Source organism: Streptomyces sp. 4F14 (assembly GCF_048159485.1).
Lineage (GTDB): Bacteria > Actinomycetota > Actinomycetes > Streptomycetales > Streptomycetaceae > Streptomyces.
Genome location: NZ_JBLRVY010000029.1, coordinates 108,102 through 124,793, shown reverse-complemented (window position 1 = coordinate 124,793; position 16,692 = coordinate 108,102). Strand labels below are relative to the sequence as shown.

Annotated in this window: 14 protein-coding genes; 11 read left to right on the top strand and 3 right to left on the bottom strand. The window is 74.5% G+C overall.

The window, feature by feature from the left end:
* On the bottom strand, positions 1-708 hold the full coding sequence (locus ACLZOT_RS38405; protein WP_416973785.1) for a response regulator transcription factor: 708 nt from the start codon (positions 706-708) through the stop codon (positions 1-3).
* Positions 709-952: 244 nt separating this feature from the next.
* Between ACLZOT_RS38405 and ACLZOT_RS38400 the strand changes: the two genes are divergently transcribed.
* The 9 genes from ACLZOT_RS38400 (at position 953) to ACLZOT_RS38360 (ending at position 10,863) form a co-directional block, all read left to right on the top strand.
* On the top strand, positions 953-1,858 hold the full coding sequence (locus tag ACLZOT_RS38400; protein WP_416973823.1) for an endonuclease/exonuclease/phosphatase family protein: 906 nt from the start codon (positions 953-955) through the stop codon (positions 1,856-1,858).
* Between the two features lie 408 nt (positions 1,859-2,266).
* Positions 2,267-2,932 (top strand): GTP cyclohydrolase II, encoded by a 666-nt coding sequence (gene ribA, locus ACLZOT_RS38395; RefSeq protein WP_416973784.1) that lies wholly within the window; start codon positions 2,267-2,269, stop codon positions 2,930-2,932.
* Positions 2,929-4,614, top strand: coding sequence for a WD40 repeat domain-containing protein (locus tag ACLZOT_RS38390; RefSeq protein WP_416973783.1), 1,686 nt, complete (start codon positions 2,929-2,931; stop codon positions 4,612-4,614). The genes ribA and ACLZOT_RS38390 overlap by 4 nt, the downstream gene beginning before the upstream one ends.
* A 176-nt stretch (positions 4,615-4,790) precedes the next feature.
* Entirely contained in the window at positions 4,791-5,489 is a 699-nt protein-coding gene (locus tag ACLZOT_RS38385; protein ID WP_416973782.1) for an SAM-dependent methyltransferase, read from the top strand.
* Positions 5,486-6,742, top strand: coding sequence for an SGNH/GDSL hydrolase family protein (locus ACLZOT_RS38380; protein ID WP_416973781.1), 1,257 nt, complete (start codon positions 5,486-5,488; stop codon positions 6,740-6,742). Before ACLZOT_RS38385 ends, ACLZOT_RS38380 begins: the two co-directional genes overlap by 4 nt.
* On the top strand, positions 6,739-7,722 hold the full coding sequence (locus ACLZOT_RS38375; protein WP_416973780.1) for a formylglycine-generating enzyme family protein: 984 nt from the start codon (positions 6,739-6,741) through the stop codon (positions 7,720-7,722). The genes ACLZOT_RS38380 and ACLZOT_RS38375 overlap by 4 nt, the downstream gene beginning before the upstream one ends.
* Positions 7,723-7,745: 23 nt before the next feature.
* The gene (ribD, locus tag ACLZOT_RS38370) at positions 7,746-8,828 is read left to right on the top strand and encodes a bifunctional diaminohydroxyphosphoribosylaminopyrimidine deaminase/5-amino-6-(5-phosphoribosylamino)uracil reductase RibD (protein ID WP_416973822.1); all 1,083 of its coding nucleotides are present in this window, start codon (positions 7,746-7,748) and stop codon (positions 8,826-8,828) included.
* Positions 8,825-10,120: a flavodoxin family protein gene (locus ACLZOT_RS38365; protein ID WP_416973779.1), complete on the top strand. Its 1,296-nt coding sequence runs from the start codon at positions 8,825-8,827 to the stop codon at positions 10,118-10,120. Before ribD ends, ACLZOT_RS38365 begins: the two co-directional genes overlap by 4 nt.
* Complete coding sequence (locus ACLZOT_RS38360; protein WP_416973778.1) at positions 10,117-10,863, top strand: class I SAM-dependent methyltransferase; 747 nt, start codon at positions 10,117-10,119, stop codon at positions 10,861-10,863. The genes ACLZOT_RS38365 and ACLZOT_RS38360 overlap by 4 nt, the downstream gene beginning before the upstream one ends.
* 175 nt (positions 10,864-11,038) lie before the next feature.
* Here ACLZOT_RS38360 and ACLZOT_RS38355 read toward each other — a convergent pair whose 3' ends face one another.
* Positions 11,039-12,490 carry an MFS transporter gene (locus ACLZOT_RS38355; protein ID WP_416973777.1) on the bottom strand — a complete coding sequence of 484 codons (1,452 nt, stop codon included), beginning with the start codon at positions 12,488-12,490 and terminating at the stop codon, positions 11,039-11,041.
* A gap of 67 nt (positions 12,491-12,557) precedes the next feature.
* On the opposite strand from ACLZOT_RS38355, the gene ACLZOT_RS38350 reads away from it, so the two are divergent.
* Positions 12,558-13,214, top strand: coding sequence for a TetR/AcrR family transcriptional regulator (locus ACLZOT_RS38350; protein ID WP_416973776.1), 657 nt, complete (start codon positions 12,558-12,560; stop codon positions 13,212-13,214).
* Positions 13,178-16,039, top strand: a complete 2,862-nt coding sequence (locus tag ACLZOT_RS38345; protein ID WP_416973775.1) for an AAA family ATPase — start codon at positions 13,178-13,180, stop codon at positions 16,037-16,039. Before ACLZOT_RS38350 ends, ACLZOT_RS38345 begins: the two co-directional genes overlap by 37 nt.
* Before the next feature lie 19 nt (positions 16,040-16,058).
* On the opposite strand, the gene ACLZOT_RS38340 is transcribed toward ACLZOT_RS38345, so the two are convergent.
* The gene (locus ACLZOT_RS38340) at positions 16,059-16,664 is read right to left on the bottom strand and encodes a TetR/AcrR family transcriptional regulator (RefSeq protein ID WP_416973774.1); all 606 of its coding nucleotides are present in this window, start codon (positions 16,662-16,664) and stop codon (positions 16,059-16,061) included.
* Between the last annotated feature and the right edge of the window lie 28 nt (positions 16,665-16,692).

Here is a 16,692-nt window from a genome sequence, read left to right as displayed (position 1 = left end):
TCACCAGGGCGCCCCCGCCGAGGGTCGGTCCGAGACGGACCCTCGGCCCCCGCCCTCGATCCGGTACCCGACCCCCGGCACGGTCACGATCAGCCAGGGTTCCCCGAGCCGCTTGCGCAGAGCCGACACCGTGATGCGTACGGCGTTGGTGAACGGGTCCGCGTTCTCGTCCCACGCGCGTTCGAGGAGTTCCTCGGCGCTGACGACACCCCCTTCGGCGGCGACGAGGACATCGAGGACGGCGAACTGTTTCCTGGTGAGCGCGACGTACCGCCCGTCGCGGTAGACCTCCCGGCGGAAGGGGTCCACCCGCAGGCCCGCGATCTCCCGTACGGGCGGCCTGCTGTGCGCGCGCCTGCGGTCGAGCGCCCTGAGCCGCATCACGAGTTCGCGCAGGTCGAACGGTTTCGTCAGATAGTCGTCCGCGCCGAGTTCGAACCCGGACGCCTTGTCGTCGAGGCGGTCGGCCGCGGTGAGCATGAGGATCGGCGTGCCGGTCCCGGAGGCGACGATGCGTGCGGCGATCTCGTCACCGCTGGGCCCGGGGATGTCCCGGTCGAGGACGGCGATGTCGTACGTGTTGACGCCCAGCAGCTCCAGCGCGGTGTGGCCGTCGCCGGCGATGTCGGCCGCGATGGCCTCCAGGCGCAGGCCGTCACGGATGGCTTCGGCCAGGTAGGGCTCGTCCTCGACGATCAAGACACGCATGGGTCCAGGCTAGGAGGCGGCGTATATCGCCGGCGTATCGAGAACCGCATACGGGGCGGCAACCGGGCGATGTCTTCACTGACGGCATGAACAGCGGCCCGAGGGTGCAGGAGCGACGATGACGCAGGTGGATACGGCGGAGCGCGTGCGGGACAGCGGTACGCGCTCCGGTGCCCCGGTGACGCCGGGGCCGTGGAGGCGTGGCCCGGTGCCGGCGGTGCTCGCGCTCGTGCTGGGGCTGTTCATGCTGGCGCACACGTGGCTCCCCGGCCGTGGCGGCCTCGGTTCCCTGGTCGAGACGTTCCTCCCCTGGTCCGGCGTGTTCGTCCCGGTGCTGCTCGTCGCCGCGCTGTGGCGCCGGTCCGCCGTCGCGGTGGTCGCGCTGCTGCTGCCCGCCCTGGTGTGGTCCGGCCTCTTCGGCGGGCTGCTCGTCGACAAGTCCCGTACCGGCGGCGGCCTCACCCTCGTCAGCCACAACGTCGGCGCCGACAACCCGGACCCCGCCGGCACCGCCCGCGCCCTCGCCGCGTCCGGCGCGGACGTGCTGGCGCTGGAGGAGATCACCGAGGAGGCCAGGGCCACGTACGAACGGGAGTTGGCGGCCGTGTACCCCCACCACTCGGTCCAGGGCACGGTCGGGGTGTGGAGCAGGCTCCCGTTGTCCGACACGCGCCCGGTCGACACCGCGCAGGACGTCGGCCCGCTGGGTGCCACCAAGCCGGCGGCGTCCCGGCTTCCCGGCAACCGGGCCCTGCGCACCACGGTGACCACCCAGGACGGCCCTCTGGCGGTCTACGTCGCCCACCTGGGTTCCGTACGCCTCACTCCCCGCGCCGGCTTCTGGACCGACTCCCGCGACAGGAACGCCCAGGCCCTCGGCGAGGCTCTCGCCGCCGAGCGCAGCCCTCGCGTCGTCCTCCTCGGCGATCTGAACGGCACGACCGACGACCGCGCCCTGCGCGGCATCACCTCCCGTCTGCGCTCGGCCCAGGCTCTCGCCGGGGACGGTTTCGGCTTCACCTGGCCGGCCGCCTTCCCGGTCGCGCGGATCGACCACATCCTGGTCCGGGGCGTGGACCCGACGCGCGCCTGGCTGCTCCCCCGGACCGGGAGCGACCACCTGCCGGTGGCGGCCCGGCTCGACCTGTGAGGTCCCGGCCTTCCGAAAAACGCATCGCGTCGACCGTTTGAAAGCGGATCTCGGCACAGTGCCGGATATCCGTCCTCCTCAATCCTGTGAATGCGCCGAGGAATGCGGAACGAAAACCCTTCCAGGTAAGGGAGTTCCGCCCCGTCAGGTAAAACGGGGCAAAAGAGGGGGTCACATGGAGGTTATGCCGGTGCGCGACGGTCGGACCGGCGGTCGCCCGGACGTGCTGCTCCGCCGTACCGGGCGACGCACGTCCTTACCCTCGCCGTCCCTGCATATTCACTCTGAATACTTCTGTCTCGGTGCCGCACGCGAAACGTTTCGGAGGGTGTCTCGGTCCATCCGTACTGTGCTCGGTCTGGGCGGTGTGCTTGCATGACCGAGCCGTTATCGACGGAGGGACGATCAATGTTGAGTACGTCCAGCGGCCAGACGCCGCAATCGAGTTCGAGTTCACTCACCGACACGACGACGATCCGGACCCGGGTCGAGGTGCCGGTCCTGAAGACCGACGGTTCCTGGCGGACCGCCGAGATGATCAGTTTCAGCGGGCTCGCGGACGGCCGGGAACACATCGCCGTCGTGTTCCCGTCCGAGAGTTCCGCGCCGCTCGTGCGGGTCCATTCGGAATGCCTGACGGGCGATGTGTTCGGTTCCGCGCGCTGCGACTGCGGCCCACAACTCACCGAAGGTGTGGACCAGTTCGCGGAGAAGGGCGGGATCCTGCTGTATCTCCGCCAGGAGGGCCGCGGTATCGGGCTGTACAACAAACTCGACGCCTACCGTCTCCAGGACGAGGGCCTGGACACGTTCGCGGCGAACCGGGAACTGAACTTCTCGGACGACATGCGCGACTACCGGGTCGCCGCGCAGATGCTGGACGCGCTCGGGGTGTCGACGATCCGGCTGCGCACCAACAACCCGGACAAGGTGAAGCAGTTGGAGAGCTACGGCATCACCGTGGCGGAGGTCATTCCCACCGGCATCCATCTCAACGAGCGCAATGAGAACTATCTGCGGGTGAAGGCCGAGTGGAGCGGGCACACCATCGAGTTCGCGGGAGAGTCACTGTGATCCAGCACCGTGGTCCCATCAGCGGTATCGCCGCCTGGGGGGACGAGTACGTGGCCACGGCCGGCTACGACAACCAGGTCATCTGCTGGGACCAGCGCACGGGCCGCGCGGTGTCCCGCTCGTTCCACGACCACCTGGCCAACCAGTGCCAGTTCGCGCCGGACGGCCGGCATCTGCTGACCTCGTCCAGCGACTACACCGCCCGCCTGTGGACCGTACCGGACCTGCGGCTCGTCGCGGTCCTCGGGGACCAGCGGGACGACGTGGAGATGTCGGTCTTCCACCCGTCGAAGGAGCTCGTGGCGACGGCGTCGCGGGACCACCGGGTGCGGGTGTACGACTTCGGCGGCCGGCTGCTGCACCGTTTCGAGGGGCACACCGCGGATGTCATATCCGTCGAATGGGCGCGCGGCGTCGACGAGTTGATCTCGTCCAGCGACGACGGCACGATCAAGCGCTGGTCGCTGGAGAGCGGCGGCATGATCGACGACCTGGACATGGACGGGGTGGAGACGGACACCATCGCCATCTCCTCCTCGGGGACGATCTTCGCGGGCAACGACGAGGGGCAGATCATCGTCGTGGCGGACGGCGAGACGGTCACGGTGCCCGCGCACGACGCGGGGATCAAGCGCCTCGTCCTCGATGACACGCGTCACCTCCTGGTGAGCCTGTCGTACGACCGCACGATGCGGCTGTGGGACGTGTCGTCGGGCTCCCCCGAGGCCCTGGACACGGCCGACCTGCCGCCGGACGTGTGGCCGCGTTCCTGCGCGTTCGCGGGCGGCACCCGGCTGGTGTTCGCGACGTTCGGCGCGACGTACCGGGGCTACGACTACCAGGCGCGCGCCTGGGACACGGCGGCGGTCGCGCCGACCGGTGGCGTCAACGCGGTCCTGCCCGAGCACGGCGGCTCGATACTGACCGTCGGTGACGCGGGCATCGTGCGCCGCGGCGGCGAGCCGGTCGCGGAGACCGGGAGCCTGTGCAACTTCCTCACCCCGCTGGGTCCGCTGGTCCTGTCGGGCGGTCAGCTCGGCAAGGTCTTCGACGCGCTGACGGGCCGTGAGCTGTACCAGCACCGCTCGCCGCTGAACTGCGGGGTGGCCTTCGAGCGCGACGGCGAGCAGTACGCGGTGCTCGGGGCCTACACCGGTGAGGGTCTGCTGCTGAAGCTGACCGGGGACACCGCCGTGCATGTGCGGGACCTGGAGCTGAACGTCAACGCGGTCAAGGACGTCGCCGTCTCCGGCGACTTCCTGTTCTCGGTGGCCGCGGACGCCTCCGCGACCTGGTACCGGCTGAGCACGCTGGAGAAGGTCGCGACCGTCGAGGACGCCCACGACAAGATCGCCAACGGCTGCACGGGCCTCGCCGACGGCTGGTTCGCGAGCATCAGCCGCGACCTGAAGCTGCGGATCTGGAGCCCCGAGCGGACCGCCGAGGTCGTGGACACCCCGCACACGCACTCGGTGAAGTGCGTCGCCGCCGACACCGACGGCCGCCTGATCGCGACCGGCAGCTACGACGGCCACATCGCCGTCTACGACCGGGCCGACGCCCGCTGGACGGTCGTCGACCGCCCCACCACCTCGGGCATCTCCTCCCTCGCCTACGACGCGGGCCGCAAGGTCTTCGTCGCGGGTTCGTACGACGGTCAGGTCTACACGGTCGCCGGCTGACCCACCCTCGGGACCGGGGCCGTGCCGCACCTCCGCCGCGCCCCTTCCGTCCGGCCTCCTCGCGTCACCCCCAGCGAAGCGCCTCCTCTCAGCGACGCGCCGCACGTGTGCGCACGGCCCCTTCCCGTTCCCGGCCCCACCCGTGCCCCCATTTACACGACAGGACGTCATCACCCATGCCCAGCCACCGGATAGCCGCCCGCTACACCCTCACCCCCGCGTCCGCCCCGCCGCTCGACGAGTCGGCGTACGCGGACGTGCTGCGCACCGACTTCCAGGACCACTACGCGCACGGCCGTGACGTGTGGACCGCCGAGCACGCCATGCGGGAGGCGCCCCGGCTGCTCCTGGCGGCGCTCGGCGACCGCACCGACGCGCCGCACGTCCTCGACGTCGGCACCGGGCACGGCCGGGACGCCGCGATCCTCGCCGACGCGGGCTGCCGGGTCACCGGCATCGACCTCGTGGAGTCCCCCGAGTGGGCCCAGCTGAGCGCCCGTACCGACGGGCGGGCGCGGTTCGAGGCGTGCTCGCTGGACGACCTCGCGGGCCCGGCGCTCTACGACGCCGTCCTGGACAACGGCTGCCTGCACCACCAGCACCCCGACGGCTACAGCCGCTATCTGGACCGGGTCTGTGAACTCCTGCTGCCGGGCGGCCTGTTCACGATCTCGGTGTTCGAGTCGGCCGACGGCCCGGGGCGTCTGTTCACCAACGACGCGAGCCGTCTGTACCGGGAGTTCACGGAGGAGGAGCTGACGGGCCTGGTCCTCGGGCACGGCTTCACCCCCGTCGACGTCCTGTCGGTGCCCCGGGGCACGGCCGGCCTGCACTACCTGGTGGGCATCTACCGCACGGCCTTCGAGGACCGGTGAGCCGGGTCCGTACCACCGCAGCCCTGCTGGCCGCGCTCCTGCTGGCCACCGCCTCCCCGGCCGCCGCCCGGCCCGCGGACGACGGCTGGGCCGGCACCTGGGGCACCGCGCCCGCGCCGGCCGCGCCGGACGGGATCTCCCGGACGGGGTTCGCCGACCGCACCGTACGGATGACCGCGCACACCTCGGTCGGCGGCAGCGAGGTCCGCCTGCGGCTGTCCAACGCGTACGGGACGAGCCCGCTGGTCCTCGGCCGGGTCACGGTGGGGCTGGCCGAGTCGTCCGGGTCGGCCGCGGCCGTGCCCGGCACGCTGCGCGCGGTGACGTTCGGCGGCGCGGCGGGCACGCGCGTCGCGGCGGGGGCGCAGACGGTGAGCGACCCGCTGCCCTACGACGTGCCGGCGGGCGCCGATCTGCTGGTGAGCGTGTACCTGCCCGAGCCGACCGGGCCGGCGACCTGGCACTGGCTCGCCCAGCAGACCGCCCACGTCTCCGAGCCCGGCGACCACACGGGCGCCGCACTGCCCGCGGCCTTCACCCGCGCGGAGACCTCCTGGTTCTTCCTGACCGGCGTCGATGTGCGCGGCGCCGGTGCTCGTGGCACCGTCGTCGCGCTCGGCGACTCGCAGACCGACGGCTCCGGCTCCACCCTCGACGGCAACGGCCGCTGGACGGACGCCTTCGCCCGCCGGCTCGCCGCCGACCCCGCGACGCGCGGCACCGGCGTCCTCAACAAGGGCATCGGCGGCAACCGGGTCCTGCGCGACGGCACCGAGACGGAGCGCCCGCAGCGCGGGACGCGGGCGCTCGGGCGGCTCGACCGGGACGTCCTGGACCAGTCCGGGGTGTGCGCCGCCGTCCTCTACGAGGGCATCAACGACCTCCAGCTCGCGCCGTTCGCGAGCGCCGAGGAGGTGCTCACCGGGCTGCGCACGCTCGCCGGGCGGCTGCGCGAACGGGGCGTCACCGTCGTCGTGGGCACCCTCACGCCGTTCAAGGACTCGCCGTTCTGGACGGCGGACGCCGAGGCGCGGCGGGCCGCCGTCAACGCCGTGCTGCGCACCGCCCCGGAGTTCGACGCGGTGGCCGACTTCGACGCGGCCGTCCGTGATCCGGCCGATCCCGCGCGGGTGCGCGGGGAGTTCGACTCCGGGGACCACATCCACCTCAACGACGCCGGCTACCGCGCCCTGGCCGGCGCGGTGCCCGTGCCGGCGCTGACCGACTGTGCCCTCCAGGGGAGGAACCGATGACCGACGCCCCCGTGCTGGCCAACCCCAACACCCTCTCCGACCGGGCGGCCATGGGGCTGCCCGACGTCCACGTCGCGCGGACCGGCGGCTGGCCGCTGCGCGAGCACCGCGACCTGCTCGCCGTACCCGCCGAGGCGCTCGTCGCCGTCGCGGAGGATCCCGGGCAGTCGTTCGCGCGCCGGTACGCGGCGGGCACCGTCCTCGGGCTGATCGGGGACCCCCGGATCCGGCCCGACGACCCGCCGATGGCGGACGTCCCCGCCGCGCGGGTCCGGCTCGGCCTGGACCCGGACGACGCCGGGCAGGTCACCGCGCGCTGGCGGCACGCGGGGGTGATCGAGGAGTGGATCGTGAAGGAGTGCCCGGCGTACGAGGTCGAGGTGCCCGCGTTCCGGATCGCCCTGCACCCGGTCACCAACACCGAGTACCGGCGGTTTTTGGAGGACACCGGCGCCACCGGGCTGCCGACGTCGTGGCGGTTCGGCGTCCACCCCGACGGGCTGGGCAACCATCCGGTGTGGACGGTGTCGCCCGAGGCCGCCGACGCGTACGCGGCGTGGCTGTCGGTGCGCACCGGCCGTGCCTTCCGGCTGCCGACCGAGGCGGAGTGGGAGTACGCGGCCGCCGGGCCCGCGGGGCGGGAGTTCCCGTGGGGTGAGGCGTTCGAGCCGGGCCTGGCCAACACGGTCGAGTCGGGGCCGCTGACCACGACGCCGATCGGCGTGTACCCGGGCGGGCGTTCGCCGTTCGGGGTGCACGACATGGCGGGCAACGTCGAGGAGTACACGGCCGACGACTACCGCCCCTACCCGGGCGGCAGCTTCGTCGGCGACGACCTCGCCGTCACCCGGGGCGCCTACCGGATCGCGCGCGGTGGCAGCTTCACCCGCTTCGGCGACCTGGCCCGCACCCGCCGCCGGCACGGCTGGTACGAGCGGGACATCTACGCCATGGGCTTCCGCCTCGCGGAGACGCCGTGAGCGCCGGGACCTACGAGGCCGCGATGCGCCGCGCGGTCGAGCTGGCCGCGACGGCGCTGGGCGCGACCAGCCCGAACCCGGCGGTCGGCTGCGTGATCCTCGGCGCGGACGGCACGGTCGTGGGCGAGGGCTTCCATCCCGGCGCCGGGCAGCCGCACGCGGAGGTCGGGGCGCTGGCCGCCGCCGGGGAGCGGGCGCGGGGCGGGACCGCGGTGGTCACCCTGGAGCCGTGCGCGCACACCGGGCGCACCGGTCCGTGCGCCGAGGCCCTGCTGCTGGCCGGGGTCGCCCGGGTCGTGTACGCGGTCCCGGATCCCGACCCGGCCGCGGCCGGGGGTGCCGAGCGGCTGCGGGCGGCCGGTGTGGAGGTGATCGGCGGGGTGCTGCGGGCCGAGGCCGAGCGCGGCAACGAGCTGTGGCTGACCGCCGTACGCCTCAAGAGGCCGTGTGTGACCTGGAAGTTCGGGTCCACTCTGGACGGGCGGACGGCGGCTCCCGACGGGACCTCGCGGTGGATCACCGGGGCGGAGTCCCGGAGGGACGCGCACACGCTGCGGGCGGTGCACGACGCGGTGCTGGTCGGTTCGGGGACACTGCGCGCCGACGATCCGCACCTGGGTCTGCGACACGGGGTGGCGGGCCGGCCGCCGCTGCGGGTCGTCCTCGACCGGGAGGGCCGCCTCCCGCCGGGCGCGCGGGTCCTGGACGACGCGGCGCCGACCCTGGTGGTGACGGGCCCGCACGTGCCGGGGCCCGCGGTCGACGGGCGGCACGAGGTGCTGCGGGTGCCGGTCGTCGACGGGGCGCTGGACGTCGGTGTCCTGCTCGACGCCCTGTGGGCGAGGGACGTGCGGTCCGTGCTGCTGGAGGGCGGCGCCCGCCTCGCCGCGTCGTTCGCCGCGCGCGGACTCCTGGACCGGGTCGTCGCGTACGTCGCCCCGCTCCTGCTCGGCGGCGGCGCCCGGCCCGTCCTCGACGACATCGGTGCCCCCACCCTGGCGGCGGGCCTGCGGCTGCGGCTCGGCGAGGTGACCCGCCTCGGCGACGACGTACGGCTGCTGCTGCGCGCGGCCGACCTGCCCGGCGGCGAGGAGGGCGCGCGGTGAGCCCGCGGATCGCCGTGATCTACCACAGCCGGCGCGGGACGGTCCGGACGCTGGCGGAGCTGGCGGCGCAGGGCGCGCGGGAGGCGGGCGCCGAGGTGCGGCTCCTGCGCGTCCCCGAGGAGACCGGGGAGACGGCGGACCCCGGCTGGCCGGAGGAGGTGGCCGAACCGGAGGACGTCCTGCGGGCCGAGGGCCTGGTGCTGGCGGCGCCGACGTACTACGGGACGGTGTCCTCGCCCTTCAAGCGGTTCCTGGAGTCGACCTCCCCGCTGTGGGGTCAGGGCCTGCTCGCCGACCGGGTCGCCACCTGCGTGACCGTCTCCACGCAGCGCCACGGAGGCCGGGAGGCGACCCTGACCTCGCTGCACCACACCCTGTGCCACTGGGGCTGCTGGGTCGCCGGCTCCGACCCGGCCGACCCGGCGACCCTGGCGGCGGGCGGCACGCCGTACGGGCTGGCCGCCGACAACAGCCAGGGCCGGCCGTCCGCCCCCGAGCAGGAGGCGGCGCGGGCCCTGGGGCGCCGCCTGGCGGATCTCACGGCACGTGCGCATCCCCGCCGGGGGCCGGTGGGCGCCCGCATCCCGCCGCGCCGCTCCGTCCTGCCCACGCCCCCGGAACTCCAGGACCCGGCACAGCGGCGTCCCGTGCGGCTGGTCGTCGTCCACCACGGGGAGGATGCCGCGACCCGGATCCTCGCCCAGGAGGCGGCGGCCGCCGCGCGGGTGCTGGGGGCCGAGGTGCGGTTGCGGCGGGTCGGGTCGGGCGGCCTGGGGCGGGACGCGGTCTGGCTGGGGCCGCGTGCCGTGCCCGCCGCGGCCGAGGACGTCGTCTGGGCGGACGCCGCGTTGTTCGGGGCGCCCGTCCGGCTCGGCGCGCTGGCCGCGCCGCTGCTGGAGTTCGTGCAGAGCCTGGAGCCCGCGGACGGTGACCGGGGGCCCCTGTGGGGCAAGCCGGCCGGGGGTTTCGCGATCACCCCGGCGCGGCACGCGGGCGCCGAGACGTCCCTCCTGGACCTCGGCCACATGCTGCTGCACACGGGCGCCCTGCTGGTCCCGCCCGGCTACACGGACCCGGCGGTCGAGGCGGCGGGCGGCAACCCGTACGGCACCTCGTGCTCACGCGCCCCCGACGGTCTGCCCACCGCGCAGGCCAGGGCCGCCGCCGCGCACCAGGGCCGCCGTACCGCCTTCGCGGGCGACCTCCTGCGCCGCGCCCCGCAGCCGGCCGCACCGACCCCCGTCCCACCCGGCCCCGCCGGGCCGCCGACATCGATTGGAAGCGCGGTATGAGTGTGAGCGTGCAGCAGTACGACGGCATCGGCGAGACCTACGAGGGGTTCAAGTCGCTGCCGATGGCCCGGTGGGCGGAGTGCCCGAGCTTCCTGTCGATGCTGGGGGACGTGCGGGGGAAGTCGGTCCTCGACCTCGCCTGCGGTACGGGGTTCTACAGCCGGCGGATCAAGCGGCTGGGGGCGGCGCGGGTGCTGGGCGCGGACGTGTCCCCGGCGATGGTGGAGGCGGCCCGGGCGATCGAGGAGCGGGCTCCGCTGGGGGTGCGGTACACGGTCGCGGACGTGACGCGGCTGCCGGTGCCCGAGCGGCCGTTCGACGTGGCGAGCGCGGTGTATCTCCTCAACTACGCGGAGGACGCGGCGGAGATGGAGGCGATGTGCCGGTCGGTGCGGCGCAGCCTCGCACCCGGTGCCCGGTTCTGTGTGCTGACGCAGGCGCCGGAGTACCGCTTCGAGGGTCCGTCGACGGCGAAGTACGGGTTCACGTACGAGCCTGTCGCCACGTCGCCGATCGGGCCGCGGGTGCGGATCGTCGCCGGGCTGGAGCCGCCGGTCGAGTTCGAGACGTCGTACCCGCGCCGTGAGGTGTTCGAAGAAAGCCTGGTGCGGGCGGGGTTCGCGGACGTGACGTGGGTGGCGCTGCACGTGTCCCCGGAGGGGCTGCGGGAGCACGGCGCGGAGTTCTGGGCGGACTTCCTGGCCAACCCTCCGCTGGTCATGCTGCACTGCACGGCCGTCTGACGGGACGCGTCACGAGAGCCTCGCCCGGTTTGCCGTACCGGGCGAGGCTCTCTGCGTGCCGCCGGGGTGTCCGGCGACGGCGGGCGCGGACGGGGGAACGGACACGCGCGCCGTACGCCGGGGCGGTCCCCGGCGGCACGTCCCGGCCGGGCTGCGACCCGGCCGGGATCCTGTGTCACCCGGCGGTGGCCGGGGCCCGCAGGCGGCGGGCGAGGAGCAGGCCGAACAGGGCGAGCAGGGCGGTGAGGCCGAACAGGGAGCCGAGGGCGACCCGGGTGCCGGCGTCGTAGTGCTCGCTGATGGCGAGGGCCGCGCCGCCGAGACCCGCGATGACGCCGGTGGCGAGGGTCTGCGCGAGCTGGAGGGCCCCGCTCAGCTCGCCCTGGCGCTCGGCCGGGGTCTGTTCCATCGTGTCGGTGGTGGAGGCGTTGAACGCCACGCCCATGCCGATACCGCCGATCGCCCAGCCCAGGACCGCGATCCAGCCCGGGACGGCGTCGGTGAGGATCGCCAGGGTGATCACGCCGACGCCGGCCAGCAGGACGGCGAAGCCGAGGGCGACGCTGGTGGCCCGCCCGCCGGGGGTGGCGTCCCGTTTGGCCTGCCAGGCCGAGCCGAGCACCCAGGTGATGGCGCCCGCGGACAGCCCGAGCCCCGCCTCCCAGGCGCTCTGTCCCCGCAGTTCCTGGAGGCCCAGCGGGAGGTACGCCTCGCTGCCGAAGTACACCCCGCACAGCAGCCCGCGGATGACGACGCCGGCGCCGAGGCCGGGGCGTGCGGTGAGGGTGCCTTCGGGGGTGACGCGGCGCAGGGCGGGCAGGGCGATGGCGCAGCCGGCGACCGCGAGGACGCCGAGCAGGACCAGGTTCTCCAGCAGGAGGGCCTGGAGCAGGATGCCGGTGCCGACGGTCAGCAGGACGGAGTTGGCCAGGGGGCCCTTCCACCAAGGGTCGGCGGGGGTCGCCGTGCGGTCGGCCCGCGGGCGTTCCAGGCGGCGCAGCGCGGGCAGGCTGAGGAACGCGGCGACGGCCACGATCGGCAGCATGAGCAGGAACACCGCGCGCCAGGTGGTGCTGTCGGCGAGGGTGCCCGCGAGGACCGGGCCGACCAGGGAGGGGATCGTCCAGGCCGAGGAGAGCAGGGCGAACATGCGGGCCCGCAGATGCTCCGGGTAGGCGAGGCCGATCACCGTGTAGGCCATGGCCATGACGGCTCCGACGCCGAGGCCCTGGAGGAAGCGCCCGGCCAGGAACAGGGGCCAGGAGCCCGCGACGCCGGCCAGGGCGCAGCCGAGGGCGAACACGGTCATGCCGATGGCGGCGGGGGCCCACGGTCCGTGCAGGTCGGCGGTGCGGCCGGCGAGGACGGTGCCGATGATGTTGGCGAGCATCAGCGCGGACAGGCCCCAGCCGTAGGCGCCGAGGCCGTCGAGGTCGCGGGCGATGTCGGGCAGGACCGTGGCGACGCCGAGGGATTCGAAGGCGACCATGCCCACGGACAGGATGACGCCGAGGCTGAGTGCCCGGTAGGGGCCGGAGAAGACGCTCTCCGCCCGGTTCGGCGTGTCCTTCGGCTCGGGCGCGGGTCCGCCGATGCCTTCTGGTAACTCGTCGACATGCTGGGACATGACGTCACCTCGTGTGAGAGAATTACTTTCCGATGCGGAACGGAATCATAAACGTAAGGGATCGCCGGTGAACACACCACAGGGCGCGGACAGCTCCGCCGCACTCACGGCACAGCGTTCGAGAGGCCGCCCGCGCGACGAGCGCATCGACACCGCCGTCCGGAAAGCGGTGATGGAGATCCTCAACGAGGTCGGCTACGGCCGGCTGACCATGGAGGCGGTCGCCGCCCGGGCCGGGACGACCAAGCCGACGCTGCGCCGGCGCTGGCGCTCCCGGCAGCATCTGGTGGTCAGCGCGCTCGTGCAGACGATGGGGTCCTCCCCCACACCCGACACGGGCTGCACGCACTGCGACCTGATCGTCGGCATCCGCACCCTGAGCCACGCCTTCACCACCACGATCGGGCGCCGGGCGCTGCCCGCGCTGATCGCGGACCTCGCCGACGACCCGGAGCTGGAGTCGGAGTTCCTCGGCGAGCTGTTCCATCCGCGCCGGGCCGCCACCGCGGCCGCCCTGCGCCGGGGCATCAGGCGCGGCGACATCCGGGCCGACGCCGACATCGACCTGCTGCTCGACATGCTGGCCTCCACCGCCTACTACCGGGTGCTGTTCGGCCACCTGCCGCTCACCCCGACCCTCGCCGAGGACGTGGTGGAGGTCGTCCTCAAGGGGGTGGCCACCCCGCAGTGGCACGTCAGCCACGGGAGCGTCCACACCCTGTGAGGCGGGGGCACGCGGGGCTCGGGAGCCGCCGCACGTTCGCAAGGCAACGGGACGAGAAAGGGATTCGTGTGCTCAGCCGCGACTGTGAGATGTCCGATGTGCAGAAGACCCTGGCCTCCGCCGCGTCCGGCGCGGGGGCCAGTCTGCTGATCGAAGGGGGGATCGGGTCCGGGAAGTCGTACCTGCTGCGGGCCGCGGTCAGGACCGCCCGCGCCCACGGGTTCGAGTCGATACCCGTGCGGGCCCGTTCCTCCTCCTGCGTGGTGCACGACGTGCTGTGCCACCTGGACCCCGCAGCGGGGTCGGACGCCGGGAACGCCGAGGAGACGGAGGCCCGTTTCGAACGGTTCGCGTTCTCGTTCGGCCGACGAGGGCCGCTGCTGCTCGCGGTGGACGACCTGCACTGGGCCGACCCGCGCTCGCTCCAGTGGCTCGACCGGCTGACGGCCCGCCTCGAAGGGCTGCCCGTCGCCCTGATCGCCACGCTCACCCCGGGGCTGGCCGCGCCCCAGGAGGAGTCCGCGAAGGAGGGTCTGGGCACGCTCGCGCGGGTCGTCTCCGACTTCCACCAGCGCACCGTGCTGTCCGGCCTCGACCCGGACGCGGTGGGCTATCTGCTGACCTCGTGCTTCGACCGCCCCGTGACGGAGGCCGTGGTGCACGCCTGCCACCGGGCGACCGGCGGCAACCCGCTCCTGGTCCACGCCCTGCTGCGCGAGCTGCGCCGGGCCGGCACCGGCCGCGAACCCAGCGCCGAGCAGATCGCCGTCCTCGGCTCGGTGGACGTCGCCGAGACCGTCGTCGCCCGGTTCGAGGAGCGCTCCCCCGGGATCGGCCGGGTCCTGGACGCGATCGCCGTCACCGGCCGTACCGCGACGCCCGCCCTGGTCGCGTCCCTCGTCGGGATCCCCGTCGCCGAGGCCGCCGACATGCTGCACGTCCTGACCCGCTGCGGCGTCCTGCACGGCGGGCCCGAGGGCGGGGTCTTCGCCCAGTCGCTGGTGCGCACCTCCCTGCTGGCCGCGCTGCCGCCGAGCGAGCAGGTCCGGCTGCACGCGGCGGCGGCCCGCGCCCTGCACTCCCTGGGCGCCCCCGCGCACGAGGTCGTCCACCACCTGCGCCGCGCCCCCCGCATCGGCGAACGCTGGGCGTACACGCTGCTGTTCGACTCCGCCCGCGCCGCGCTGGCCCGCAACGACGTGGCCGAGGCGCGCGTCCTTCAGGAGCGGTGCGCGCTGGAGGACGGGCCCGGCGACCCGGCCGACCTGCTGCGGCGCCTGGGCCGGGTCGAGCTCGTCGCCGACGCGCCCGCCGTCGCGGCCGGCCGGCTGCGCGCGCTGGCCGGTCCCGAGGCCGGGGATGCCGGAGACGACACGGCCGCCGTCTCCCTCGTCGACCTCGCCCTGGCCACCACCCTCGCCGGGGACCTCACCGGCGCCCGGCACGTGCTGCGCACCGGGCTCGCCGCCCGCGGCCCCCTGGACCCCGCCAGTGAGCCGCTCGCCGGGGCCTACGCGGTCCTCGGGGTGCTCGCCCTGTTCGGCGGCGAGGAGCGGCCGGCCCCGCCCCTGCTGCCCGCCCCCGTCGCCGCCCGCACGCCGTGGGTGCGCTGCGCCCAGACGACGCTGGCCGCGCTCCACGCCCGGCAGTACGGCGGGCAGCGCGAGGAGGTCGTCCGGCACGCCCGCGCGGGGCTCGCCGAACCCTTCGGCCCGGCCGAGCTGCCCACCGTCCCGCTGCGGCTGCTGCTCACCCAGGTGCTGTGCGGCGCCGGGGAGCACGACGAGGCGATCGCCGTGTGCCGCGCGCTCGCCGCCACCGCCCGCGAGGAGGGCGCCCACACCATGGCCGCGCTCGCCGAGACCGCGCTCGCCGCCTGCTGCCACCGGGCGGGACGGCTGCGCGAGGCGGTGCGCGCCGCCCGTACCGCCCTCACCGACGGGCCCGCCGAACCCTGGCTCGGCAGCGCCCTGGCCCGCTGCCGGCTCGGCGGGATCCTCGTGCACACCGGCGACCTCGCCGGGGCCCGCCGGCTGCTCCTCGACGACCACGCCCTGGCCGGGCTGCCCGACAGCGCCCTGCCCGGGCTGCTGCTGCACCGCGGGCAGCTGCACGCGGCGCTCGGCCACCGGCAGGCCGCCCTCGCCGACCTGGAGGAGTGCGGACGTTCCCTGCGCGGCGCCTACCAGCACGACCACGTCCCCTGGCGGGGCGCCGCCGCGATCCTGCACGCCGAGGCGGGCGACCTCACGACCGCCGACCGCCTCGCCCGCGAGGAGCTGGAGGCGGCCCGCGCCTGGGGCGCCCCGCACACCGTCGCCGCCGCCCTGCGCACCCTCGCCCAGGTCACCCGCAGCGGACAGCAGCTCGCCCTGCTGTACGAGGCGGCCGACCTGCTCCGGGGTTCCGGGGCCCGCCTGGAGCGCGCCCTCGTGCTGCGGGGCCTGGGCCACGAGTTACGCAGGCTCCACAAGGTCCGTGACGCCCGCGAGCAGCTGCGCGCGGCCCTCGCCCTGGCCGAGGAGTGCGGGGACCGCAGCCTGGTCGACGCGCTGCGCGAGGACCTCGCCTCGGCGGGCGCCCGGCTGCGGCGCGGCACGGAGACCGGCCTCGACGCCCTCACCCCGGCGGAGTACCGCACGGCCCTGCTGGCCGCCGAGGGCCTGACGAACCGTGAGATAGCCGACCGGGCCTACGTCACGCGGCGCACCGTCGAACTGCACCTCAGCCGCGTCTACCGCAAGCTGTCGGTCTCCGGGCGCAGCGACCTGCCCGGTGTCTTCGGCGGCGCACCCCGCCTGCTGGCCCTGCGGCCGGCGTCGTGACCGTGGCTCCGTCCGGCGGTCAGCGCGGCGTCGCGGGCGGGGTCAGGAAGGCCAGCACCAGGTCGACGCTCTGCCCGGTCACGTCCGGCGTGACCGGGCCGTGCCCGAACAGGGCCCGGTAGTAGAGCGGGGCGGCGAGGGCGTCCAGCACGAATTCCATGTCGAAGTCGGGGCGGATGTCGCCCCGCTCCGCGGCTGTCCGCAGCCGGCGTGCGGTGGAGGCGCGGCGCGGCTGGAACACGGAGTCGAGGAACTCGCGGCGCAGTTCGGGGTGGCCGGCGAGGTCGGCGACCAGGGCGGGCAGCACGCGGCTCAGGGTCGTCGAGGTGAAGGCGGCGCCGAGGGTGCCGATCCCGGTGAGGAGGTCGGCCCGCAGGTCGCCGGTGTCGGGGGTGGGCTCCTGGCCCAGCGCCGAGGCGACCGCCTCCGCGACGAGGTGCTGTTTCGAGGGCCAGCGCCGGTAGATCGCGGGCCGGTAGACGCCCACCCGGGAGGCGACCTGGCTGATCGTGATCGCCGCGTACCCGGTCTCCTCCAGCAGGTCGAGGGTGGCGCTCAGCACGGCCCGGTCGATCTCCGGGTCCTTCTTGCGGCCCGCCGTGCGGGGTGTGGGGCTGGGGGACACGGGGCTTGCCTTCCGGTGATGCGCGGGG